General features: G+C 45.2%; 22 protein-coding genes. 4 read left to right on the forward strand and 18 right to left on the reverse strand.

The annotated features are described in order from the left end of the window. Positions 1-40 precede the first annotated feature (40 nt). Entirely contained in the window at positions 41-1,603 is a 1,563-nt protein-coding gene (locus tag NSS87_RS30565; protein ID WP_339244117.1) for an MFS transporter, read from the forward strand. Between the two features lie 365 nt (positions 1,604-1,968). On the opposite strand, the gene NSS87_RS30570 is transcribed toward NSS87_RS30565, so the two are convergent. Beyond that, entirely contained in the window at positions 1,969-2,940 is a 972-nt protein-coding gene (locus NSS87_RS30570) for an aldo/keto reductase (RefSeq protein WP_339244118.1), read from the reverse strand. 386 nt (positions 2,941-3,326) lie between these two features. Here NSS87_RS30570 and NSS87_RS30575 point away from each other — a divergent pair, with 386 nt between their 5' ends. Continuing rightward, entirely contained in the window at positions 3,327-3,767 is a 441-nt protein-coding gene (locus NSS87_RS30575) for a MarR family transcriptional regulator (RefSeq protein ID WP_042193018.1), read from the forward strand. Between the two features lie 578 nt (positions 3,768-4,345). Here the strand turns inward: NSS87_RS30575 and NSS87_RS30580 are convergent. From NSS87_RS30580 to NSS87_RS30595, 4 genes are all read right to left on the reverse strand, one after another. Next, complete coding sequence (locus tag NSS87_RS30580) at positions 4,346-4,750, reverse strand: VOC family protein (protein WP_339244119.1); 405 nt, start codon at positions 4,748-4,750, stop codon at positions 4,346-4,348. A 637-nt stretch (positions 4,751-5,387) separates the two neighbouring features. After that, a complete protein-coding gene (locus NSS87_RS30585) occupies positions 5,388-6,887 on the reverse strand; it encodes a stalk domain-containing protein (RefSeq protein WP_339244121.1) in 1,500 nt (499 codons plus the stop codon). Positions 6,888-7,230: 343 nt separating this feature from the next. Next, complete coding sequence (gene rlmH, locus NSS87_RS30590) at positions 7,231-7,710, reverse strand: 23S rRNA (pseudouridine(1915)-N(3))-methyltransferase RlmH (protein ID WP_339244124.1); 480 nt, start codon at positions 7,708-7,710, stop codon at positions 7,231-7,233. A 123-nt stretch (positions 7,711-7,833) separates the two neighbouring features. Continuing rightward, positions 7,834-8,184, reverse strand: coding sequence for a helix-turn-helix transcriptional regulator (locus NSS87_RS30595; RefSeq protein ID WP_042193020.1), 351 nt, complete (start codon positions 8,182-8,184; stop codon positions 7,834-7,836). 140 nt (positions 8,185-8,324) lie between these two features. Between NSS87_RS30595 and NSS87_RS30600 the strand changes: the two genes are divergently transcribed. Then, on the forward strand, positions 8,325-9,737 hold the full coding sequence (locus NSS87_RS30600; RefSeq protein WP_339244126.1) for an MFS transporter: 1,413 nt from the start codon (positions 8,325-8,327) through the stop codon (positions 9,735-9,737). 99 nt (positions 9,738-9,836) lie between these two features. Here NSS87_RS30600 and NSS87_RS30605 read toward each other — a convergent pair whose 3' ends face one another. From NSS87_RS30605 to NSS87_RS30640, 8 genes are all read right to left on the reverse strand, one after another. Further along, positions 9,837-10,004, reverse strand: coding sequence for a CxxH/CxxC protein (locus NSS87_RS30605; RefSeq protein WP_076120603.1), 168 nt, complete (start codon positions 10,002-10,004; stop codon positions 9,837-9,839). Between the two features lie 229 nt (positions 10,005-10,233). Next, a complete protein-coding gene (gene cydC, locus NSS87_RS30610) occupies positions 10,234-11,985 on the reverse strand; it encodes a thiol reductant ABC exporter subunit CydC (protein WP_339244130.1) in 1,752 nt (583 codons plus the stop codon). Continuing rightward, positions 11,982-13,748 (reverse strand): thiol reductant ABC exporter subunit CydD, encoded by a 1,767-nt coding sequence (gene cydD, locus NSS87_RS30615; RefSeq protein WP_339244132.1) that lies wholly within the window; start codon positions 13,746-13,748, stop codon positions 11,982-11,984. Before cydD ends, cydC begins: the two co-directional genes overlap by 4 nt. Beyond that, positions 13,748-14,764, reverse strand: coding sequence for a cytochrome d ubiquinol oxidase subunit II (gene cydB / locus NSS87_RS30620; protein ID WP_042193024.1), 1,017 nt, complete (start codon positions 14,762-14,764; stop codon positions 13,748-13,750). Before cydB ends, cydD begins: the two co-directional genes overlap by 1 nt. After that, on the reverse strand, positions 14,761-16,155 hold the full coding sequence (locus NSS87_RS30625; protein WP_339244133.1) for a cytochrome ubiquinol oxidase subunit I: 1,395 nt from the start codon (positions 16,153-16,155) through the stop codon (positions 14,761-14,763). The genes cydB and NSS87_RS30625 overlap by 4 nt, the downstream gene beginning before the upstream one ends. A gap of 223 nt (positions 16,156-16,378) precedes the next feature. Then, the gene (locus tag NSS87_RS30630; protein WP_042131698.1) at positions 16,379-16,609 is read right to left on the reverse strand and encodes a cold-shock protein; all 231 of its coding nucleotides are present in this window, start codon (positions 16,607-16,609) and stop codon (positions 16,379-16,381) included. 92 nt (positions 16,610-16,701) lie between these two features. Beyond that, entirely contained in the window at positions 16,702-16,902 is a 201-nt protein-coding gene (locus NSS87_RS30635; RefSeq protein ID WP_019914582.1) for a cold-shock protein, read from the reverse strand. Between the two features lie 419 nt (positions 16,903-17,321). Beyond that, positions 17,322-18,566 (reverse strand): trypsin-like peptidase domain-containing protein, encoded by a 1,245-nt coding sequence (locus NSS87_RS30640; RefSeq protein ID WP_042193026.1) that lies wholly within the window; start codon positions 18,564-18,566, stop codon positions 17,322-17,324. Positions 18,567-18,940: 374 nt separating this feature from the next. Between NSS87_RS30640 and NSS87_RS30645 the strand changes: the two genes are divergently transcribed. After that, complete coding sequence (locus NSS87_RS30645) at positions 18,941-19,150, forward strand: hypothetical protein (RefSeq protein WP_042193027.1); 210 nt, start codon at positions 18,941-18,943, stop codon at positions 19,148-19,150. Here NSS87_RS30645 and NSS87_RS30650 read toward each other — a convergent pair. From NSS87_RS30650 to yycF, 5 genes are read right to left on the reverse strand one after another with little or no spacing between them, the layout of a single operon-like run. Then, on the reverse strand, positions 19,116-19,925 hold the full coding sequence (locus tag NSS87_RS30650) for an MBL fold metallo-hydrolase (RefSeq protein WP_042193028.1): 810 nt from the start codon (positions 19,923-19,925) through the stop codon (positions 19,116-19,118). The genes NSS87_RS30645 and NSS87_RS30650 overlap by 35 nt on opposite strands. 14 nt (positions 19,926-19,939) lie before the next feature. Further along, a complete protein-coding gene (gene yycI, locus NSS87_RS30655; protein ID WP_042193029.1) occupies positions 19,940-20,680 on the reverse strand; it encodes a two-component system regulatory protein YycI in 741 nt (246 codons plus the stop codon). 38 nt (positions 20,681-20,718) lie between these two features. Beyond that, the gene (gene yycH, locus NSS87_RS30660) at positions 20,719-22,011 is read right to left on the reverse strand and encodes a two-component system activity regulator YycH (protein ID WP_042193030.1); all 1,293 of its coding nucleotides are present in this window, start codon (positions 22,009-22,011) and stop codon (positions 20,719-20,721) included. Then, a complete protein-coding gene (walK, locus tag NSS87_RS30665; RefSeq protein ID WP_042193031.1) occupies positions 22,008-23,837 on the reverse strand; it encodes a cell wall metabolism sensor histidine kinase WalK in 1,830 nt (609 codons plus the stop codon). The genes yycH and walK overlap by 4 nt, the downstream gene beginning before the upstream one ends. Continuing rightward, entirely contained in the window at positions 23,837-24,568 is a 732-nt protein-coding gene (gene yycF, locus NSS87_RS30670; protein WP_339244138.1) for a response regulator YycF, read from the reverse strand. Before yycF ends, walK begins: the two co-directional genes overlap by 1 nt. Positions 24,569-24,574: the final 6 nt, after the last annotated feature.

The raw sequence follows: 24,574 nt of genomic DNA on the forward strand, positions 1-24,574 counted from the left end.
ATGCATTTGTACACACATATACATGAAAGGGGCATTTATTTTGATAAAAACAAAAAGAAAATGGTGGGTTTTAGCCACAGTTAGTTTAACCGTATTTATGGCAATGTTAGATATTACAATTGTTAATGTTGCATTACCAGAAATACAACAAGCTTTTTTATCGAGTTTTTCAAATCTACAATGGGTGTTGAATGCCTATACTTTAGTTTATGCTGCGATGTTGTTGCCAGTTTCAAAATTAGGAGACATTATCGGACGTAAAAAAGTCTTTTTATTAGGATTGGGTATTTTTGTGATTGGCTCTTTAGCCAGTGGATTAGCAAGCAGTGATATTTGGTTAAATATCTTCCGTGGATTTCAAGGAATTGGTGGAGCAGCTATGATGTCATTATCATTAACGATAGTTACTTCTTCGTTTCCTGAAAAACAAAGAGGACTTGCACTAGGTATTTGGAGTAGCGCCGTTGGGCTTGCTATTGCCGGTGGTCCGTTGATTGGTGGAGCATTAGTTGATAGTTATGGTTGGCGGTCTATTTTTCTAGTTAACATTCCTGTTGGGATTGTAGCAATTTTACTAGGAATGTTTGTTATTAAAGAAAGTGAAACAAACAAAAATGGAAGAATTGATATTTGGGGACTGATTTTCAGCACAGCCATGATTTTTACGATGATTTTGGCCTTAATTCAAAAGGCGATGAATGGAGATTATGCATGGACTGACTGGCACATTTTAGGTCTACTTGGATTATCACTTATTTTGCTTATAGCTTTTATCGTTACTGAAAGAAAAGTAGCACAGCCCATGATTGAATTATCTATTTTTAGAAATTGGTCATTCAATGGAGCTAATATTGCAGCTTTTGTATTAGGTGCTGGACTATACGGGGGTTTTACTTACTTAACCATTCTTATGCAAAATTACATGGGTTATTCAGCTTTTGATACAGGTGTAAAAATGCTACTCATTAGTGGTTTCACGATAGTTCTTGGTCCAATCGCAGGAATTATCTCAGGAAAAATTGGTAATCGTTGGTTAATCAGTGGAGCACTACTTATCGGTGCAATCGGAATATTTGTTATGCGTTATATGATCAAAGTTCCGTTTGAATGGAGCTATCTGATGCCTGGCTTTATTCTTTTAGGGATTAGCAATGCTCTAGTCAATCCACCTATTACAAATGCTGCTATGGGTTCAGTTGATAAAAAGTATGTAGGTATGGCTTCTGGTATCTTAAATGTCTTTAGACAAGTGGGAATCTCCTTTGGTGTTGTAATGCTAGGAATTAAATTAACGGAAGGTTATAACGATTCGTTGAACACTAATATCATGAATTTAACCAATATTCCTACCGAGTTTAAAAATCAAATGCTGGATGTTTTCCATAAAGCTGGAGCTTTTGCAGGTTCACAAATTTTTGATAGCAAGCAAGCTGAAACATTTAAAGCTATGCCTGCTTTTGATGAAATGAAGACGCTCGTTTTTAATGCTTTTAATTCAGGTATGCAAAATGTAACACTATTGATTGGTATCTTCTTATTAATTGGTACATTCGCAAGTGCAATTTTGATTAAAAACAAAAAGAATACACAGAATGGGAATTAATCTTCTTTCACCAGTTATTCATCTCCCCGACGGCTACGTCGCGTGAGCTTGTGACAGCCAAATAGAGTGGCAAGGTTCGCCTGTTACCTTTAGACACAACAGTGACATAGACTACAGAACGACAATTGGTAGTGGTCTTAACTCTTCATGTTGTTAAGTGGTAAAGCACAAAAATTTCGGCCTACTTATGATACGGTTCACCGCGATGGCTGAAGCGGCATGTTTTTGAAACTGCCGTAGAATTCTTAAGTGTTACAAACACCTTTTGTGGCTCCTCTTTCATGGGAGTTTCCATGCATCAACTCTTCATGGATCGTTTCCATGAAGAGTTCAATACATAGGATCGTTGTATAGATGTGTCCAATTTATACTAATGGATGTGGTACATAAAGTTCTTCTAAACTGGTAATTTCTTCAGGTGTCAATTTAACCGACAACGCCGAAACGGCATCTTCGAGATGGCTGGTCTTGGTCGAACCGATAATTGGGGCGGTGATCTCTTCTTTTTGCAGCAACCATGCAAGAGCAACTTGTGCGCGTGGAATTCCTTGGTTAGCAGCGACTTCCGCAACTCTCTCTGCTACTTTACGATCAGCTTCTTCCGTTTTAATAAACAACGCTTTAGCTATCTGGTCATTCTCGGATCGTGAGGTCTGTTCATTCCAATCCCTAGTTAACCGGCCTGCAGCCAAAGGCAGGTAAGGAGTGACGCCAACTCCCTCGTCTCTGCAAAGGGGGAGCATTTCTCTTTCTTCTTCCCGGTAGAGCAGGTTTAATCTATTCTCCATAGAGACGAACCGTGTCCAACCGTTGCGCTCTGCAACATGCTGAGCTTTCGCAAACTGCCATGCCAGCATGGAAGATGCTCCGAGGTATCTGACCTTGCCCGCCTTAACTAAATCGTGAAGAGCCTCCATCGTCTCTTCAATCGGCGTATTTGGATCCCACCGATGGATCTGGTACACATCGACGTAGTCTGTTCCGAGTCGTCTTAGACTGTTATCAATTTCGGTCATGATGGCCCTGCGGGAAAGTCCCATAGCATTCGGACCTTTGCGCATCGGAACAAATACCTTTGTAGCTATGACGACTTCGTCACGATGAGCGAAGTCCTTTAAGGCACGCCCGAGGATTTCTTCGCTTGTTCCGTCGGAATACATGTTGGCAGTACTGAAAAAGTTGATGCCCAATTCGAGTGCCCTCTTAATAATCAGTCTGCTTTGCTCCTCATCCAGAGACCATGGAGTATTGCCGCGTTCAGGTACGCCGAAACTCATGGTTCCAAGGCTTAACTTCGAAACCTCTAACCCGCTGCGTCCAAGCTTCACATATTCCATTTAATAACACACTCCTTATATATTTGTAGGGGAAGGCGTTACGCCTTTAGGTTTCGTGGATCTCTCGGTGATACGTCGCTCGTGATTACATTACCAAGGTAGCTGACGTCTCTCGTTTGAAAATGTGCCCGTCGGACCGTCCTCGTCGAGGAGCGCAAGGCGCACGGGATGTTTGAAGGCCGTTTCCTTTGTTGACCCCAGTGACCAAGGCGACGGGTTTATGCATTTCCCCTCTCCTTCCTTGCATCATCTGCAGACCCATTAAATACCTTTTCCAGTTGATGTATCAACCTTAAGACAATACCACTCCCTTAAGTTGACATATCAACCTATGAATACATAGTAACACCTTGTGGTTGATGCGTCAACCATGATATTATATTCGTATGGATATAAACGAACTTAACGAAGATGAAATGCGGATATGGAATATGTGGAAAGGCTCCTTTAAACGAATCTTCGGTCGCGTTGTAAAAGAAATGTCTGAACACACAGGACTCTCAGAGGGTGATTTTGGAGTATTAGACCGGCTAGTCCAATTTGGCAATGGTAAGCTTCGCCAACAGGAATTAGCTGACTCGATGGACTGGGATAAGAGCCGACTATCACATCATCTAACGCGGATGGAAAAACGAGGTCTAGTTCTGAGGAAACCTCTAGACACAGATCGCGGTGTTCAAGTCATCATTACTTCCGCCGGAAGGTCAGCCTTAGACGAAGCCCTTCCCATAGTCTCAAAGGCAATACGCAAGCATTTTCTAGATCTATTAACCGATCAAGACATTGAGTCGATTACTACACTGGCGGAAAGAACAACAACATCCTGATTGCTGTTTTTGATGTAAGGAACCGGCCCCTTCCGCCAAAATAGCGGAGGGGGCATTTTCTTTCTTATCGGGCAGAGGGAAGATTCTCCGCAGGCACCCTTGTCATATGTTCCCCTTCCCGATCCGCCACGTGCTTGAACCCCGTTCTGACTATAATCCAAGTTTTTATCACTAAGACCCACCAACCCAAAATGAAAGAAACTTGCCCCTACTTATGATACGGTTCACCGTAACATCTACTTAACCTCACACAATTACAAGGTAATTTCTCAACCCATTATGCTTTTATTAATAAATGAAACTCACATCCTTCAATATTCTCTTTCAGAACTATTCGAAATTCAATACAATAAAAGCGCAATCAAGAAATTTATTAGAAATGAAGTCAGAAAGTTTGTCCATATGCAAAATTCTGCTGAAGCCAACTAATCGCCAAACAAGAAATCAACGCCCCAGCATTATTTCACTGGAGCGTTGATTTAACCAAAAATAGTATGCATTAAAATTTGGCCCTACTTATGATACGGTTCCCTGCGCTGTCTGTAACGGCAAGTTTGAAGTCCATCCTTTACTGCCCGTCAATGTCTACTTCTAAACCGTTTAATCGCATCCTCGGTCACCGGCTCGAAGAGGTTAAGAAGATTGCCATCGGGATCGCGGAACAGCATAGAACGGTTCCCCCACGGCATCATGGTCGGTTCCTTTACCCAATCATCAACAAATGGCTTCAAGCGCATATATTCAGCTTCAATATCGTCGATGCGGAACTCAATAATGACAGTGCGATTATTGGCCCCCACTGCGGAACCGGCGCCGAATAGCTGCGTCGTCTGGGAGTGGCCGATTGCAAGGGTGCATGATGGCAGAACGAGTTCGGCAAATACGGGCGCAGGTCGCTCTGCCGAAACCCCCATGACTTTCTCATAGAACTCGACGAGACGATCCACGTCGTCAGTAATGATACGTACAGAAGCGAAATTCACAAGATATCATCCTTCCTAATAATAGGTCTGGCTGTGTCCCACAGCCGTTGTAAAACATACTTTTTACTATCTATCTCCTTTACATTTACATGTCCAATTATAAAAAAACGCTACTGACAACGTTATGTCAGTAGCGTTTTAGAATTCTTTGGGCTTCCTCACGAATCCAATTTCGGAATGATTCGGGTTCCAACACGATAACGCCCGCTCCCCAGCCAAGCACATTAAAAACAAGCAAGGTTGGAATGCAACTGTTGTGATGCAAAAAGAAGTCGCTTTTATGACAGTGTAGAAATTAATACAGAACCTACAAACCGCGTGGCATCAAACGCTGTAAATCTACACACATCTTCAGGAATTTTCTATGGTTCCTATAAAGGATATAATGTTAGAAAGTAACGAGACTATGTCAAGAAGAATGGTAAGAAATTGTTGGAACGATATCAACAGTTCTACTCTGAACCAGTCACCCCTAAAGATCAATAATTTGTTGTAGACATTTGCTTAACTATCCTCGTTAAAGAGTCCTATTCAAAAATAGAGCCAGACATTCTCCCAAAGAGGATGGCCCGACTCTATATCTGTTAAGATGTGTTTCTATTACCAAAGTTTCAACTTCACCTCATGCAACCTTGTATTAGGATAGCCGATGAATCGACCATACTATATTCGTACTGAAACCAAGGGTTAGACCGTCAGCTTCGTAATATAATCCAACTTCATCACCTGCTTGCAGCTCTACATCACCGGATAGCGTCACCGTCGCACTACTTAGTACGGTCCTTATAGTTAAAATTAACGCCATATTGACGTCCAAGATAGGCATATAACCTTTTATTAAATCAGTGCTGCCATTCTTCTTTACGGTAAAAAATGGATCAATGCCACTTCCTAAGCTTATACTAACTGGAACGTTAGTCTTATAGTTAACAGTTGCATGTATAGCATACTTGCCAGTGGCCGGTGCCGTAAATATCCCTGTAGCAGGATTAAATGCAGGGTTTGCGTAATAAGGGGACGCCTCACTCCAATTCGTAAATATCGTGCCACTAGCGATTGAGTATGTCGTACCCGTAACAGAAAATCCTTCCGAGGTAAAAGAAGTCCCCGCTGGCCCTGGATCTCCTTGTGCTCCCGCCGGTCCTGCTGGGCCTTGCGCTCCCGCTGGCCCCGGATCTCCTTGTGGTCCCGCCGGTCCTGATGGGCCTTGTGCTCCCGCTGGCCCTGGATCTCCTTGTGCTCCCGCCGGTCCTGCTGGGCCTTGTGCTCCCGCTGGCCCCGGATCTCCTTGTGCTCCCGCCGGTCCTGATGGGCCTTGTGCTCCCGCTGGCCCTGGATCTCCTTGTGCTCCCGCCGGTCCTGATGGGCCTTGTGCTCCCGCTGGCCCCAGATCTCCTTGTGCTCCCGCCGGTCCTGATGGGCCTTGTGCTCCCGCTGGCCCTGGATCTCCTTGTGATCCCGCCGGTCCTGATGGGCCTTGTGCTCCCGCTGGCCCCGGATCTCCTTGTGCTCCCGCCGGTCCTGATGGGCCTTGTGCTCCCGCTGACCCTGAACCTCCTTGTGATCCCGCCGGTCCTGATGGGCCTTGTGCTCCCGCTGGCCCAGTCGCTCCGGTATCGCCTTTATCACCCTTGACTCCACTGCCTTTAGAATTCTGCGATTCTTGGTCACCCGATGGCTGAGTACTGATGGTGATGGTTTTCATGGTGGAATTCCATACTACTTTTGCACCGAATAATTCGGCAATAAAACGTACCGGTACCATAACCCGGTTCTGAATGATCTTAGCAGGTTGATCGAGCGTGACCTTCTCCTCTACATCACCGACTTTAATGCTGGCGGTCGGGTCGCCTATAATCAGCGTACCCGATGCATCTCCTTTAAAAACCGCTATTGTTTGTGTAGAACTGTTCCAGTTAAGAGACACGCCGAGCGAGTCTTCAAGGACCCTCAAAGGCATAAGCGCGGTTCCTTTATGGACAACGGGTTCGACGTCACTCGGGATTACGCTATCATTAACGATAATAGTAATCTCGGCCACTTGGCCGACCGGAGCCGCCTGAGCAACAGGAACCACAAACAACGTCATTACAAGCACAAGTACAATAGATAATTGCAGTCTTTTTATTTTTATCACTTTGCTTTCCCCCATATTTAGTCAATTCGAAGTAGATACCAGCACCTAAATAATTACGAACAGCATTCAATGGTTCGGCGGTTTCAATCTGATAGGGATCACCTTCAAGTCCCGTTCCTCCAGCAAAGCTCACTGCCTCATATGCCTTACCTTCATCTGTCGCGAACAATCCGGGTATACCACTTAGCACCACTAGCTAGATCTATTATAATGGAACTAATTGTATTTAATAGTGACCGCTGTCATCAGTATTGTCACATGACAAATTAATTTAGTAGTCATTTACCGAAGCCGACAACGGAGATTGTGCGAAGATTCATACTCAAAAGCATAATATTTCGCCCTACTTATGATAAGGTTCCCCCCGATTTATCTTCACCGCGCGATAAATCTGCTCCACCAGCACCAGGCGCATGAGCTGATGGGGCAGCGTCATGCGCCCGAAGCTCATGCGCTGCTGCGCGCGGTGCATGACCTCGTCGGAGAGCCCATGGCTCCCTCCGATGACGAACACGACATGGCTCGTCCCATAGGTGCCGAGCCGGTCAATTTCTGCGGCAAGCTCTTCCGAGCTCCACAGCTTGCCGTCAATCGCGAGCGCAATGACATGCGCCTCGCTCTTTATGTGCGCGAGGATGCGTTCCCCCTCGCGCGCCTTAACAATACCGACCTCTGCTTCGCTTAGAGAGTCGGGTGCTTTTTCATCTGCCACCTCAATCACCTGAAATTTCAGGTACGGTGTCAGCCGTTTAGCATACTCCGCGATGCCATTAATCAAGTACTTTTCCTTCAATTTTCCTACGCCAATAATTTGAATAAGCATAAGGGCCTCCTGTTATAGTCCTCTATTGAAATAGCAAAAGGACGCGCACTGGGCGTCCCTTGTAGTTTTAGTAAGTACCTTTTCGTATTCCTTAAATGTCCTATTCTTCAGACAATCCATCCCCTACTTACTCTCCTCCCGCTCCTCCATTACAAAATCCGGCTTTTCCCCAGCTTCATAAGCACTCAATATAGAATCCAGCAATCCTGGGAACCGTGCGCTCAGATCCTCTGTCCGTAGCGACAGTATACGCTGGGTTCCTTGCACCCGCGTAAACACAACCCCTGACTCGCGCAGCGTACGGGCATGGTGAGACATGGTGGATTTGGCGATCGGAACGTTGAAGCCGTTGCAAGCCTGTTCTCCATTTCTATGAATATCCGATACGATATGGAGGCGAATTGGATCGCTGAGCGCATACAATACGGAAGCAAGCTGAATGTCCTTGCGGTCCGGATGAAATAGTATTTTCATGGATGATTATCCCCTTTGTCCTACTTTTAATGCGAAAAAAATATTGGTGATCCTAATTGCATTTTATATCAACGCATGCTATATTTCAATTGTTCGTAAGTAATCGAACTATTAAACAATAAAAAAGGAGTGCTTCGCACATGACTTCTGTAAATAACCTTTCCGCGAATGCGGATCATGAAGCCTCCGCTCCGGAAGCGACTCTTCCACGGGAAGGCCTGCTGACTCTGCTGTTCAGCATCGCTGTGGTTCTCGTCATCATGAATACAGCCATGTTCAATCTGGCACTGCCTGATGTAACCGAAGCCTTCGGCATTACAGCTGCATCTGCTTCTTGGATAGTTACCGGGTATTCCATTATGTTTTCGATTGCTTCAATCACGTACAGCCGGCTCTCTGATTTTCTGCCGATCCGCCGCCTGCTGGTGATAGGCTTGTTGACGCTAGGCTTTGCGGCTGTGGCCGGCTTCTTCAGCACCAACTTTATCTTTCTACTTATTGTGCGCATTCTACAGGCGTCGGGCGCGGGCGCAGTAATGTCCTTATCTCTTGTGTTGTTTACCCGCTATGTCCCGCAATCCCGTCGCGGCAAATCGATGGCGACGATTATGTCAGCCGTTTCACTCGGTCTAGGCCTTGGTCCGGTCGCGGGCGGAGCCATCGTCGAATATCTTGGCTGGATCTGGTTGTTCGCTGTAACGGCAGCTATTTTGCTTCTCGTACCGTTGTTCCTCATCCTGTTGCCTAAAGAGGTGCCCACCCGGGGTTCCTTTGATGTGCTTGGTGGGCTGCTCTTGGGCGTCGGCACCACCGGTCTGCTGCTGTTCCTGACTAGTGGGCTGTGGGTGGCCTTGGTCGCCGGACTTGTCGCCATCGCTTTATTTGTTGGCCGCATCCGCAGCACGCTCGACCCATTTGTAATGCCCGCGCTTTTCCGTAACCGCTCATATCTCGTGCTGGCGGTGGTCGGAATCGCCTCCTATCTATGCAGCTTCGCCACCTTGTTCCTGCTGCCACAGATTTTAACTCATCGTTTTGGCTTCAGTGCAAGTCATGCCGGGCTTGTGATCTTTCCGGGCTCGTTGCTCGCAATCTTCGTTTCCCGTTCCGTCGGACGAATCATCGACCGTTATGGCAATGCGGGGATATTACGCTTCGCTCCACTGCTTGTGTTGACTGCTACCGTCCTGTTCGCATTCTTCGCTGGGCGGTCCTGGATTGCCGTTATGCTTATCTATATGATTATGAGTCTTGCCTTCACGACGTTGTCCAGTAGTGTATCCAATGAAATCTCACGGATTCTGCCTTCCTCACAAATAGGCTCCGGGATGGGACTGTTCCAGCTACTGCAATTCTTTAGCGGCGCCTTCAGCGTAGCTATGGCCGCAAGTGCATTGGAATGGCAGCGTGGGCTGCCGCTCCGGGCCGCTTACTCGAACATCTACTGGGGACTCTCTATTGCAGCAATGCTTGCCATCATCTCAGCCATTGTCTACCGCAAGAATAACCGAGGTAGCTCCCTGACCAATATGGCAGATGCAGCAGATGCATAAGATTAATCCTCCAATGCACCTATAATTATTCCACGCAAAAACACCTTGCGGCCCATTTCCGGGACTGCAAGGTGTTTTTTTATAAGTCTTAAAGGTCCTTTAGACCACCAAATATTCAGCGTTCTTCTCACATTGGGTGCACTTTGCCGGCGGGTCCCAGTCAGAGAATTCCGTTTCCTTCAAATCCACTACATCTGGTGCATCTTCATACTCGTCCACAAACAAATCAATAGCTAATTCTACATGTTCTTTACATACTACATACATTCAACCAAGCATCCCTTTCTGTGCCGCTACGGCCTAATACTCCTTCTATTGTTCTACCATACTTCCCACGAAAATGGAACTCCTATCTATCCATTCCAGCGATCTGTTCATCCATTGTCTATATTCTTGCCCTTCACCAAAAAAAGATTCCTCCCACCCCGAAGGGCAAAAGGAATCTCATCACTTCTCTCTCTCTATTATCTATAAATATTATTTTAAACTCTCCATCCTACCCTAGAAACTCCACCGGACGATCCAGCTCATATAATCTGCGGTAACGTGGTTCTTTTTTCATCAGCTCCGCATGGGTTCCACGCATTTCTACCGAGCCATTTTCCATAAAAATCACTTCATCCATCTGCTCCGCACCGACCAAATGATGCGTTACCCAAATTAGTGACTTATCCTTCATGGCTTCAAACATTGTCTTCAAAAGATCACGTTCCGTCCGCGGGTCCAACCCTACAGTCGGTTCGTCGAGTATGACAACAGGGGTATTTTGCAGCAAAATACGAGCTAACGCTATCCGCTGACGCTCTCCACCGGAGAAACGTTGCCCCGCTTCACGAACAAAGGTATCATATCCATCTGGCAACGAGGAGATCAACGTATCCATTTTGGCTAAGGCGCCAGCTTCTTTAATGGCTCGTTCGGAAGCCTTCGGATCACCCATACGAATATTGTTAGCTACTGTAGTATCGAATAAATGTGGACTCTGATTAAGCACCGCTATAATAGAAGGAATATGCTCGCCATAGGCATCTGCAGCGATTCCATTAATCGTAACCGAGCCCTCAGAAGGTTCAATAACACCTTGAATAGCCTTTAATAACGTCGATTTACCCGCACCACTTCGGCCGATGATCGCAATCTTTTTACCTTGTGGAATATCGAGGCTGAGATCGCGAACCGACCAGTTATCCGCTGATCCATAGTGGTAACCTACATTTTCGAGCTTGATGTGAGCACTCTTTATGGCCTTAGGTAGAGCATCGACTACTGATACTTTTTCAGATACGATGTTCTGCTCAGTTCCATTTACACCAGACAATCGCTCCAAGGAGTTACGGTACTGCGGGATTTTCTCCACCGCTTCGGACACTGGCAGAAAAGCATCTGCTATAGGAAAAACAACCAATACAAAAGCCGCGATCAAAGTACCTGCAATAGCACCATCTGCAAACTCTCCAGCGGCCCAATACAGCATAGAAAGCACGCCAATCCCAATTACCGCTTGCCCAATGAACGTACGAATACGTGCCCAGCTGCGCAGCGCTGCATCGGTTTTGGCTACTTTTCTCTCATCTGCTTCGTAAGTGTCTACGAACTGGCTTTGTCGTCCACTAATGACCCAGTCACCCATACCAAGTACGGCGTCAGTCAGCTTTTGATAGAGACGATTACGCTCTACTTTCACTTCACGTTGGCGCTTCTGTGTGAACAATAGAGATAAGAACGGCAACACCACTACTAACACCAATATATACAGAGCCATCAATAGCGCAAAGGCGATATCAAAAGTACCCAGTGCAATCACAGCTGCTCCATAAATCAGCAAAGCAATGATGCTTGGAAACACGGTGCGTAGATATACATTTTGCAAATATTCAATGTCATCTGCAAGCATCCCGAGAATATCCCCAGTGCGGAAGCGTGACGACAGGAACAAAGCCTGTGGCTCCAAAATATTGTACAGACGCACACGCATCTTAGATAGAATTCGCAAAATCGTGTCATGCCCAACTAAACGTTCTACATAATGAATGACAGCCCTACTCGTTCCGAACGTACGCACACCTACAATCGGTACATAAATCATTAGAATATTTTCGACGGGTGTAGACGCTTTTGAGATCAGAAATCCTGAAGTATACATTAATGATGAGGCTGTAAAAATCGTCAACGCCCCAAGCACGATAATAAGCACAAAACGCCAAAAATACGACGATACATACGGAGCAAACCATCCTTCACGTTTCAATGGATTCCCTCCAATTGCGACCCAATCAACTCATAATACGCACCCTTGCGGGCAAGCAATTCCTGATGGGTACCGATTTCTGCCACTTTTCCTTGTTTCATTACTACAATAATGTCCATATCAAGCATCCAGTGCAGGCGATGTGTAGCCAGAAAGACCAGCTTTCCTTCAAAAAGAGGCACCATCGTCTCCTTCAGCTCATATTCCGTCTCAATATCCAGATGTGCCGTTGGCTCATCCAATAACATAATCGGACGACTGCTGAGTAAAGCTCGAGCCAGCGCAACCCGCTGCTCCTGCCCGCCACTGAACGAACGACCTCCGCCGCCGATCATCTCATCCAAGCCATTCGGAAGGGTTGCCGCCAGCTCTGATAATCCAGTAGCTTTCACAGCTGCAGCCACAGCTTCCATAGAAGCCTCAGGGTAATAGAAGCGAATATTATCAGCCAATGTACCACTAAAAATATAAGGGCGCTGCGGGATATACGAGGTCTGCTTTCGCCAAGCCTCATCCGTTAATGCGCTAACCGTTGTACCGTTTACTGTGATACTTCCTGAAGTAGGGTGTAAGAAACCACCCAAGATATCGACTAGTGTAGATTTACCGGCCCCACTCTCTCCGATAATCCCAATTTTGCTTGCTCCTTTAAATTGCAGGTTCACCGCTTCCAGCGAAGAAAGACCAGCTTCCTCGTATTTCACACTGACATCATTTAATGTAAGTACGCTATTTTTATGCCAAGTGAATATCTCTTCTGGTGTTTTCGATGCTGATTTCAATGCTTGGTCACCATTAGAACCTACTACTTCAGCTTTCACTTCATCCTGATCTATAATGCTCTTCATTGCCTCAGCGGCTTCCTTACCATCGAGAGTAGCATGGAAATCCGAACCTACCAATCGTACAGGCAAAAAATATTCCGGTGCCAAGATCAGAATGGTTAAACCCGTAACAAGGGTCATCTGATCGTTGACCAGCCGTAGGCCAAGACTTACCGCTACGGAAGCAACGGATAACATCGTAAAGAAGTCCAGCGCGAACGAAGACAAAAAGGCTACTCGCAGTGTACGCATCGTCGCCGAGCGATACCGATCGCTGACGGTGGCAATACTCGTGCTATGACTACGACTGCGGCCCAGAAATTTCAGCGTTTCTAGCCCACGGAGGGAGTCTACGAAATGATTAGATAAGGTGCGATAAGATTTCAGCTGACGGTCCATCTGCTTGCGAGCCGTCATCCCGATCAAGATCATAAAAACAATAATAATCGGCATGGTGATCGTTAGAATTATCCCACTCGCGGTATCCATCTTGTAGATATAAATAAGCACCAAAATCGGTGTTATCGACATCCCTACCATTCTAGGGATAATCGCTTCTAAATATGTGCGGAACTTTGTTACGCCTTCCAACACTAGTGTGACAAGATCCCCGGTTCCACGCCCGCCCACCATTCTGGGTCCAAGCTGGAAGAGCTTATCCATCATTTCCCTCCGCATGTTGCTGCCCGTTGCTTCCGCAAAGCGGTAAGAGATACGGCTCATCAGCATGGCGCAAGCATGGCGCACTAGAAATGCAAGAAGGAACAATAGCGAAGTAGCCCATTGTTCCTTCAGAGGTTCTCCTGCAAATAGCGCAGAGATGACTTCTGCCAGCCATTTGGCCAGCAGAAGTATGGACATGCTTTGCACCAGGGTAAGGAGGCCAACAATCAGAAATACCGGCTTAACTCCTTTATACCCAAGCAAATTTTTATCCATTAGTATTCAAGATGCTCCTTCTCGTGAACGCGTTTATGAAAGACAAAGTAACTCCAAATTTGATATCCCAATACGAATGGAAGGATAGTCAGTGCCACAATCGTCATTACCTTTAAAGAGTAATGTCCCGAAGCCGCATTGGTAATTGTCAAATTAAAGGCTTGATCGATTGAACTAATCATAACACGTGGGAACAATCCTACAAAGATAGAAGTTACGGACAATGCTATTACCGCTCCTGTCATTCCAAAAGCATAGCCATCCTTCTTCTTCGTCATGAAATAACCCGATAATATGAACGCGATAATTCCCAGCGCTACTATAATCATAAGAACTAAACCACGTTGTTCGAAAATATCAGTCATATAATAAGTCATTACCACGAAAGCGAGCAATAGAGCCCCAAGTGGCAAAAGCAATCTTTGCGCCATTTTTCTAGCGCGAGCCTGTAGATCACCCACTGTACGCAACGTTGTGAACATGAGACCATGTACCAAACAAAGAAGGACAACAGTCACACCAGCTACTACGGTATACACATTTACGATATCTGTAAAACCTGCGTACATTTGCATATCCCCATCAATCGGCAAACCTTTGATGAAGCTGGCGAACACCACAGCAAGGAGGAAAGGTGGGAGGAAGCTGCCGAAAAAGATACAAACATCCCAAGTTTTTTTCCAAGCTACTGAATCCCGTTTACCTCTAAATTCAAAAGCAACACCACGTGCAATCAAAGCTAATAAAGCAAAGACAAAGGGAATGTAAAATCCGCTAAACAACGTTGCATACCACTCAGGGAAAGCCGCAAACATTGCACCCGCAGCAGTAATTAACCATACCTCGTTTCCATCCCAGAAGGGTCCGATCGAGTTAATCAGAATCCGGCGCTCAGTGTCATTCTTAGCGAGAATTTGTGTTTCCATCCCTACGCCGAAATCGAAACCCTCCAGGAAGAAGAACCCTATAAACAGAACTGCAATGAGCACAAACCACAATTCATTAAGAGACATCATTGGGCGCCCTCCTCGTTATATGGATCATGCGAATCCCCGTGATCGTTATCCATCGCATAAGGACCTTTTTTAATCACTTTCATAAACAAACCAATTAGAACTAATCCGAGAATGGCGTAAATCGCTGTAAAAGAAATAACAGAGAATAGAACCTGACCACTTGTAATGTTAGGCGACACACTGTCTTCCGTTGTCATCAATCCGAATACCGTCCATGGCTGACGCCCGAATTCGGTCATGACCCAACCTGCTGTATTCGCGATTGGAGGAAGCAGTATTCCCCATAACATAAACCGCATAAACCAAGTGTTTGGACGGTCCATCTTTTTGCGCCACATTAAATACATTGCGTACATACCCATTACGATCATTAACGTTCCTGCTAGAACCATGATCCGGAAACTCCAGAATGTCGTACGTACTGGCGGGATATAGTCACCGGGGCCATAGGTTTGCTCATACTCAGCTTGCAGCTCAAGCATACCTTTAACTTCACCGGAAAATTTACTGTATGAAAGGAAGCTTAGCATATACGGAATTTGAAATTCTCCAGTACTTTCCTGCTTGTCAGGATCAATGTTAGCCCATACGGTCCAAGGTGCTGGGTCACCACTCTTACCCCACAGTCCTTCAGAAGCCGCCATCTTCATAGGTTGAGTCTCAACCAAATACTGTGCTTGCGCATGGCCTGCCACGGCTACACCAATAGAAGAAATGATACCTACGATTGCTGCAATTTGAAAAGATTTCTTAAAGAAAGATACATCTTGTTTCTTCAATATCTTATACGCACTAATACCCGTTACGAGGAAGGCGCCTGTTGCATACGCAGCAAGAACCGTGTGCGGGAATTCAACCAGCAATTGTCCGTTCGTAATGAGCGCGAAGAAATCATTCATTTCTGCCCGTCCATTATTTATCGCAAAGCCCACAGGATGCTGCATAAAGGAGTTCGCTGCTAGAATCCAGAAAGCGGATAACATCGTACCGAATGCTACCAGCCAGATGGATAACAAGTGCACTCTTTTGGACACTTTGTCCCAGCCGAATATCCAGATCCCAATAAAAGTAGACTCCAGAAAAAAGGCTGCCAATGCTTCAACTGCAAGCGGAGCCCCGAAGACATCACCCACAAAACGTGAATAATCAGACCAGTTCATCCCGAACTGAAATTCCTGCAAAATACCTGTAACTACCCCTACTGCAAAGTTGATGAGAAACAGCTTTCCCCAGAACTGTGCCATTCTTTTGTACTCTTCATTGCCTTTTCTAACGTACATGGTCTCCATGATCGCAATCAAGAGCGCTAGTCCGATTGATACCGGTACAAAGAAATAGTGGAATATTGTCGTCGACGCAAATTGTATACGCGACAGCATTACTGTATCCATATTTTTCCCTTCCTTCTCCCCTTTTCGTTAACTATATTGTGTCAAAAATTTAGACGCACTTTTGTGATAAATGTCACACAAAGGGGTGCTTTTAACGGTGAAATTCAAATGATTTGTGACAAAAATCACAATTTACCTTAAAAAAAGCAAAAAAAATAAGACGGTTTGACCGTCTTGAAGTTGTTCACTGTTCTATAACAAGCTTGACTCATAAAGGCATTGGTTAGGTAATGGAAATACCCTTCTTCAGCGATTTGAGATCGCCATTCGAATTAAGCAATTGTGGTAGCATCTTCGTGCTGCGAACCATTGGAGAGTCACATAGACGGCAAGAAGGCGCATGTTCAAATGCGAAATTATCCCTCATCCATCCGTTGCATCCATCATTGGTACACGCCCAAATCGCGGTATTTTCTTCCGGTATTTCTTCCAAAGGTTTCTTCCGGTAGTTCATTGCCGTTCCTCCCATCCTGTAAGTCAATAGTGACTAACTAGATATAAAAAGACCGTCCCAACTTTCACAAGCTGGGACGGTTTCTTCTATTATTACAGTTTTACAACGTTTTCGGCTTGTGGTCCACGGTTGCCTTGAACAACGTTGAATTCAACGCGTTGGCCTTCGTCCAAAGTTTTGAAGCCGTCGCCAGTGATTGCGCTGAAGTGAACGAATACGTCGCTTCCGCCTTCAACTTCGATAAATCCGAATCCTTTTTCTGCGTTGAACCATTTAACTGTACCTGTTTGCATGTGTGTTACCTCCACAAATTTAAATTAATATGTTCTTTTTATCTTCAAACAAAGAAAAAATTCACACATTGAAAAAGGTTGTATTACCGAATATAACAGCCCTTTTCAATGCGAAAATTAGGGACTAAATGTATGATTGATATCATATTACCACACCTGATTAGCAAAGGCAAGCTGGCATCCGTATATATCCGTTTCTACCCTAATAAGTATTACCTTCCAATGTAAGGGTTGCCAGTCAGCCCAAAATTGATTAAATCAGCTTATAATTGCCATATTTATCAAAACCTTAGAAGAAATAGATCCCCGATAGCGATACAGAGTATCGCTATTTCAGGAAGCTCTACCTTCTCAACCGAAGGGGTAGTCCGCTCTACTTGTCATTACTGCTATATCATTATATGCCGACTTCCAGCATATTATTCCTCTGGTTTTTCAAGAAGTTTTACTGTGGTCTGATTGACTTTCCCATTTCGATAATAGGTAATCTTCAGATCCTCACCAATCTTCGTCTGATTATATAAATACTTGCGAAGGGAAAGCGTGGATGTAATAGGTTCATCATTAAATTTCGTAATTACATCATTAAACTGTATTCCCGCTTCTTGTGCAGGTCCAACAGCATCCAGAACGACAACCCCATCCTTAACATTGTTCGGTAGGTTCAGTTCCTTGCGTTGGTCCTCTGCGAGAGGAATGTAAGGATTGTTTAAATCTACCGAATATACGCCTAAGTAGGAACGGGCAATCCGCCCTTTCTCGGCCAGTTCATTAGCGGTATCTATCACATGGTTAGCTGGAATAGCAAAACCCAGCCCTTCTACACCTGCATCGGAGATTTTCATCGTGTTAATACCGATGACTTTACCATCCAGATCCACAAGCGCCCCGCCGCTATTGCCTTCATTAATTGCTGCATCGGTCTGAATGACCTCTTGCTCCCAATCATATACGCCGTCCTGATTCAAGGATACGGGAACCTTCCGTTCAGTATAGCTGACAATACCTGAAGTCAATGTGTCACCAAGTCCCAACGGGTTTCCGATGGCAATGACCGTTTCACCTAGACGAAGCTTCGAGGAATCCCCGAGCTCTGCGATTGTATTGATACCCTTGGCATCAATAGAAAGCACCGCGATGTCACTCACTTTATCCGTTCCAACAAGTGTAGCTTTACGTGTCTCGCCATCTACTGTTACGACCTCAAGATTGCTAGAGTCTTCGATGACATGGTTATTAGTAATGATAAATGCTTTATTATCTACCTTTTTATAAATCACTCCAGAGCCTAATGCTGACTCATCCAGAATGTTCAATTCTTTATTATCTTCTTTATGGTTGATAATACTTACTACTGCAGGACGAACCGTAGCAGCGGCTTGAATGATACGGTCAAACGGATCTCTGCTTGGGGCAACCTCCCCAGTTGTTACTACCGACTTCGGGGCAGTTTCGTGACTCATTTGTCCAGTAAGCATACTGAATAAAAACACTGCCACCACAGCACTGATTAAGGAGCAGACGGCGGATATTTGCCAAGTGGATAAGCCCTTGCGCGATCTTCGCACAGAATGCTTGCGGTTAGCAAATGATCCCTTTGATGCTTCATCCCCTCTGGACCGTGATACTTTAGTTGAATAGAAATCGTCATCAAACAATCCCACCGAAAATCTCCCCCTTCTATTGCCAACCGTTCACAGTATCTAAAACCTGAACCTCTAGCAATCACGTTCCAAGCATATACCTCTGCATCCTTTAGACTCCAACAATCACTAAAAAGTTTCACTTTATCCATTAACCACACAATAGTTTCAGTTAATCGAAAGAATTTTAGAATCTTTCAATATATCTTCTCTACTAGGAATATTTTGTAACTTAAAAGACTACACTAATAGAAAGGTTCCATAAATTTAGAGTTTGCTTATCACGTCTATAATTGTATCACAGGCAACCCTCAATTCGTGATTTTCCTGAGGTAAAAAGCCTGCGAATTTTTTACAACTCCAGTTCTGTTTTTACTACATAAGGAGGTATAATTATGAATTCTTTTTCCACAAGTATGGATCTGGTGGAGTTTATCGGTAAGCTTGGCGATTTGAAGGATGAACACTACCATATGACCCTTGCCTTCAGTGCTATGATCGAATTGATGATCGATAAAGGCCTGATCTCCCGCCAAGAATTAGAACGAAAGACTGCCGAGCTTGATCAGCTTATGACAACTGGCTCAACTTATCCCATGGCGTAGGTTGGTCATAATACGTATCGCAAAGCTTAAACTCACTATCTTTAAAGAAACAGCCCCGATCCTCCATTGCGCAACGTACCGACATTTTAGCCAAATCCATCATATTATGATCTCGACTTAAATGCGCTAAATAGGTACGTTTAGTCCGTCCTGTGAGAATTTCACTTAGTGCTGCTCCGGCTGCTTCATTAGAAAGGTGACCCATGTCGCCAAGTATGCGTCGTTTCGTATTCCACGGATAACGTCCCATCCTCAGCATTTCAATATCATGATTCGCCTCCAGCACCAATACGTCGGCCTCTGAAATTGCATCTCTTACCTTGTCGCTAACATACCCCAGGTCTGTAGCTACACACAGTTTTTCTTTTCCATCATAAAAATTGTAACCCACCGGCTCCGCCGCATCATGAGAAATTGCAAACGATTCTACACGCAGACTACCAAAATCCCTATGCTGTCCCGACTCCATAATGATTCGGTTATAGTCGGGTATTTTTCCAATGCCTTTTTCAATGGCTCCCCAGGTATTGGTGTTCGCATAAATCGGAAGATCGTATTTACGGGCCATTGCCCCGAGTCCTTTAATATGATCGGAATGCTCGTGTGTGACTAGAATCCCGTCTATATCATTACCCGTTAGCTCGCGCATGGCCAACAGCTCATCGATCCGCTTGGCACTTAGTCCCGCGTCAATCATAAGTGTTGTCTCCCCGTTCCGAACCACCGTTACATTTCCGGTAGAACCACTGGACAGTACTGTAAATGAAATCCCCATTTTCCTTACTCCTTCTAATCTGTTGTCTTCGGACTGATGATGTCCGCACTTATAGCATCCACATAATAGGCATTGCCGTTCTCCAGCATGAACCGCCACATTGGCGACGCTACCTGACTTTCGGAGTTGAACAACTCACCATAATAACCAAGCTCAATCTCCTTTACTACGGAGTCTGCCGGAAAATATTTTTCAATCAAACTGCTAAGCGCTTGCGATGCCGGCAGTACCTTCTGTTCCTTATCGCTACTGCTTGCCCCTATCTCAATCTTAGGTGAGCGGAAAGCTACAATCTTCTGATCACTATTAATCAACTCTAACCTAACTCGGAATAGCGACCACTGATTCTGAACTAGCGGGTGAAGCACGAACTTCCCAACTTCACTTTCTTGAGAATCAAAACGATAATTTGCGATATCCGGTATTTGACTCTCAAGCGCCTTGCTAAGGTCAGTGAAGGAAGAATAGATCAGCTTGCTGTCTATAGGAACATCTAATTTAATGGGTGGTTCATTCTGCTCTTCAGCAGAATATCGATAAGTTATATTAGGAAGCTGCGGGGTAGAAGCCGGAATGGGACACAACACACGAATCCCTTTCTGCTCCATGACCGCCTGGGTTTCTTCGGACAGGGAAGTGAAATCGAGATTGGCACTAACCTGATCGCGCAAATCAATCCACAGCTGATAACATAGCAGCAGATTTAGACCTAAAAAGGCGCAAATTAGTACATTTTTGGCTCTTCCCCAATCCATACCCTTACCTCCTAAATGTTATATGAACAACTTGTACATTAATTTAATGTAAGAACGCTGCCGTCAATAAGCGTAACCTTCCAGACTGGAAGTAGTTGCAGCTTCTCTTCTTTCACTACAGGTACATACGCAGGCGTTAAATCCTTCACTGCCGAAGTTTTGCTAACCGCAGACAATTGATTCTCTAGCTCCACGCCTCCAGATAGCTCTACGATTTTCTTTTCTGCCTTACTCTCATCAATATAGATTAACGAGCGTTCATAAGAGGATACGGTGCCTTGCTGCAATTCCAGATTAATTACACCATACTGCAGCTGCGAGTTACTCATGATCGGATAGGAGCCATATGGATAGGAACCATAATATTGTTGAAAAGAGACCTTTCTCTCCTGTCTCCCCTCCTCGGTGGCTTCAAGACGATAGGTTCCATTCCATCCACCATGTTGGTTCACAAATTCTACAGCTTCAAGCGCATCCTTGGCAGGTGTACTGTCTCCGGCTGGAAGTGCGGCAGGATCGCTATAGCTCATCCAATTCCGTTCCTTATCGACCTGAAGACTCCGTTTGCTATCCGTATAAATCTCCGAGCCATTTTTCTCGCGAATATATCTAGTGCTTCCAACATCGAAGAAAAGATTGTTCTGCATTTGTTCTATGGTATACATGCCTGAAGGCATCTCAACCTGAACCAGAGAAATCTTGCTGTCTGGCACATAATAATCACCATCTACGGACTTGTAAGGCGTCCAGTTCTTGCCGAAATCCACATGCTGCTGCACGTCTTGCACAGTTAAATCCGCTTTTGCCGCTTCATATATAATGTCGCCCCTCGTACTGAAGAAAATGGCATGCGCTTTGGAGTCATTCTTAATGTTATAGATCCAAATGCGATCAATGCTTTCTCCTTCAAATAGGGAATCAGGTGACAGCTGCATAACCCGCTGCAGTAACGTTACCGGAATGCCGGATCCGAACGAAAGCTCAATCCCCGGATTCTCATTTCGAATCTTATCCCAATCATAATCCTGTACCGAGTGCCGCTGGAAGCTTTCAAATCCACGCCCTTTTAACCGATTCATAATCAAACTATAGAACGTTGAGTCTGGATAAAAAAGCGTATGTTTGTTATCGCCCATATGGATGATCATTTTATCAGGGTACAGCAGGTTCTCGACCTTTTCCTCCGGTCCCATATTGTCTGTCTTCACATATAGATTCTCGGAGAGTACCGCTGAGTCTGCACCAGGCAAGCGATAAATCAAATAGTAACTCTCAACAAGACTTCCCAGCACGAGCAAGGCTAGAATCCATGACTTCAATCTCTCCTTCATGCCTCACTCCCCCTTTGTGCATTCAGAGGTAGTGTAAAGGTTACCTTAGAGCCTTCATTAAGCTCGGATTGCAGGGAAATAGAGCCTCCATGGGCTTTCACAATTTCCCGGGCAATGGAAAGGCCAAGTCCGGTGCCTCCCATATTCCGTGAACGCGCCTTATCCACCCGATAAAAACGTTCAAAGATCCGCTCGATGTCTTTCTTCGGAATACCAATCCCGGAATCACGTACAGAAATGGAGAGCATTCCATCCTCACTTTTCAAGGCTTCCAATTCAATCGTACCGCCTTCTGGCGTATATTTTAATGCATTGGAGACCAAATTCCCCAAGACCTGATCGATTTGATCACGATCGAGCCATGCTGTGCTGACATCCCTACGGACCCTTGTACTAATGTCGATCCGCTTCTGCCGAATCTGAAAAGAAAAGCGGTCTGCTACATCCTCTAGCATTTCAGTAATATCCGTCTGCTGAATTCTGAGAAGTGCCTCCTTGGAATCCAGACGCGACAGATGCAGTAGATCCGTAACCAAACGAATCATACGCTCGGTTTCGTTACGAATAACCCCAACAAAACGAACCGCTAACTGCGGGTCCTCAAGCGCTCCATCATCAAGTGCCTCCACATAGCTTTTAATCGTTGTAAGTGGTGTTCTTAGCTCATGCGAAACGTTCGCGACGAACTCTCGGCGTGATTCCTCCAGGTTCTCTTGCTCAGTTACATCTTGCAGCACGGCAATAGTACCGGCAATCCCACCTTCACGGCGATGAATCGGAGTAAACGTAACTCTCACGATATTAGAATCTTCTCCACCCATATGTGTCAGATGAAGCATTGCAGACTGGGCATTTCCTTTAGCCAAGGAACCACTCTGCTCATAATCAAGACCTAGCAATTTATCCAGTGGGGCACCTTCCGGCAACGGACCTTCTGTTCCCAGCATAAGTGCTGCTCGAAGGTTCATAAGAATGACTACACCATTCTCATCCGTGGCTACCACACCGTCACTCATATTCGTCAGAATAGAGGTAAGCTTCTCTTTCTCTTCCTCATTCTGAGAGAGCGCCTCACGCAATCTGCCGGTCATATAATTGAATGCCTGACTGAGTTGTCCAATTTCATCGTTGCCGAGTACGGGCATTTTTCGATTGAACCGACCTTCAGCAACAGCTGTTGCATGCCTAGTCATTTCTTTAATCGGCTGCGTAATGGTGTGTGCAAGAATAACACATAGGACAACTGTCAGTCCCAAGGCTAACAGCAAACCAGAGATGAATACACTGTTGATCCTGCCCATGGTCGCATATAAATCTTTCATGTCAGCAGCAATATAGATTGCACCTACTACCTTGTCACCGGAAAGTACCGGCTTGGCCACAACCTTTTTCCGCACATTATCATCAGCAATAATATATTCTTCATTATCACTGATCCCCTGCAAGGCGCGATTGACTACGGTCTGAGTGTTGCGCTGTCCGACATAGTCATTCTGTGAGGGCACGGAGGTGGTGATGATTTTGCCGCTGGCATCAAGCACCTGAATCTCGGCCCCGTTAATGTAAAGATTATTAACCATACCACGCAGACTTTCTACAGCCGTTTCCTCGTCAACGGTACCAGCCTCACTACCGAATTTATCAGCAGTCAGGATGGACAGCATCTCCGCACGTGCTTTAAGATCCTTCGTGAAGTTATCCGTTAACGAGTTCTTCATCGAGCTGACAAAATAGACTCCAATTAACTGCATAGCTATCAGAATCAGCAGCACATAAATAATAATAAGCTTGGCCTGAATTGTCCGGAAAAAGGACCACCACTTCATCACAGTCCTCCGCTTTTAGGGCTATGCATCAAATAGCCAAGTCCGCGCCGAGTATAAATATATTCCGGCTTGCTGGGATTCTCCTCAATTTTCTCTCTTAGACGACGGATCGTCACGTCTACGGTCCGCACATCGCCGAAATACTCGAATCCCCACACAGCCTGCAGTAAATGCTCCCGGGTCATCACCTTACCCGCATGTTTAATCATATAGTAGAGCAGCTCATATTCACGATGGGTCAAATCAAGCGGCTCCCCACCCTTATAAACCAGATACATATCTGTATCAATAAATAGATCAAAATGGTATATACCCTGTCTGGTCTCTGCAGGTTCATTCGCCATTCCCGACGGTGACGGTTTGTGCTGTCTCCGCATTTGGGCCTTCACTCTGGCGAGTAGCTCACGTGTACTAAAAGGTTTGGTCACATAGTCATCCGCACCAAGCTCTAGACCAAGCACCTTATCAATCTCTCCGTCTTTGGCAGTAAGCATAATGATAGGAATGTCCAAATGTGCAGAACGAACCTCACGACAAACATCCATCCCGTCCTTACCAGGCAGCATAAGATCAAGCAGCATAAGATCAGGCTTTTTGGACAATGCCAATTCTACTGCACTGTTACCATCAAAAGCACAAATAACCTCGTAGCCTTCTTTTTCTAGATTAAACTTCAATATATCAGCAATAGGCTGTTCATCGTCTACTACCAGAATCGTTCCCATCTGCATGTCTCA

The sequence above is a fragment of the Paenibacillus sp. FSL F4-0243 genome (genome assembly GCF_037963295.1).
Classification (GTDB): domain Bacteria; phylum Bacillota; class Bacilli; order Paenibacillales; family Paenibacillaceae; genus Paenibacillus_AQ.

Excerpts from the sequence above, each read along its gene's own strand:
- NSS87_RS30595 (WP_042193020.1), bottom strand. The coding sequence starts at position 8,184 with ATGAAAATACTATTTCATCCGGACCGCAAGGACATTCAGCTTGCTTCC.
- rlmH (WP_339244124.1), bottom strand. The coding sequence starts at position 7,710 with ATGCTTATTCAAATTATTGGCGTAGGAAAATTGAAGGAAAAGTACTTG.
- yycF (WP_339244138.1), bottom strand. The coding sequence starts at position 24,568 with ATGCAGATGGGAACGATTCTGGTAGTAGACGATGAACAGCCTATTGCT.
- walK (WP_042193031.1), bottom strand. The coding sequence starts at position 23,837 with ATGAAGTGGTGGTCCTTTTTCCGGACAATTCAGGCCAAGCTTATTATT.
- NSS87_RS30570 (WP_339244118.1), bottom strand. The coding sequence starts at position 2,940 with ATGGAATATGTGAAGCTTGGACGCAGCGGGTTAGAGGTTTCGAAGTTA.
- NSS87_RS30575 (WP_042193018.1), top strand. The coding sequence starts at position 3,327 with ATGGATATAAACGAACTTAACGAAGATGAAATGCGGATATGGAATATG.
- cydB (WP_042193024.1), bottom strand. The coding sequence starts at position 14,764 with ATGATGTCTCTTAATGAATTGTGGTTTGTGCTCATTGCAGTTCTGTTT.
- yycH (WP_042193030.1), bottom strand. The coding sequence starts at position 22,011 with ATGAAGGAGAGATTGAAGTCATGGATTCTAGCCTTGCTCGTGCTGGGA.
- yycI (WP_042193029.1), bottom strand. The coding sequence starts at position 20,680 with ATGGATTGGGGAAGAGCCAAAAATGTACTAATTTGCGCCTTTTTAGGT.
- NSS87_RS30625 (WP_339244133.1), bottom strand. The coding sequence starts at position 16,155 with ATGGATACAGTAATGCTGTCGCGTATACAATTTGCGTCGACGACAATA.
- NSS87_RS30630 (WP_042131698.1), bottom strand. The coding sequence starts at position 16,609 with ATGAACTACCGGAAGAAACCTTTGGAAGAAATACCGGAAGAAAATACC.
- cydD (WP_339244132.1), bottom strand. The coding sequence starts at position 13,748 with ATGGATAAAAATTTGCTTGGGTATAAAGGAGTTAAGCCGGTATTTCTG.
- NSS87_RS30600 (WP_339244126.1), top strand. The coding sequence starts at position 8,325 with ATGACTTCTGTAAATAACCTTTCCGCGAATGCGGATCATGAAGCCTCC.
- NSS87_RS30645 (WP_042193027.1), top strand. The coding sequence starts at position 18,941 with ATGAATTCTTTTTCCACAAGTATGGATCTGGTGGAGTTTATCGGTAAG.
- NSS87_RS30635 (WP_019914582.1), bottom strand. The coding sequence starts at position 16,902 with ATGCAAACAGGTACAGTTAAATGGTTCAACGCAGAAAAAGGATTCGGA.
- NSS87_RS30605 (WP_076120603.1), bottom strand. The coding sequence starts at position 10,004 with ATGTATGTAGTATGTAAAGAACATGTAGAATTAGCTATTGATTTGTTT.
- NSS87_RS30650 (WP_042193028.1), bottom strand. The coding sequence starts at position 19,925 with ATGGGGATTTCATTTACAGTACTGTCCAGTGGTTCTACCGGAAATGTA.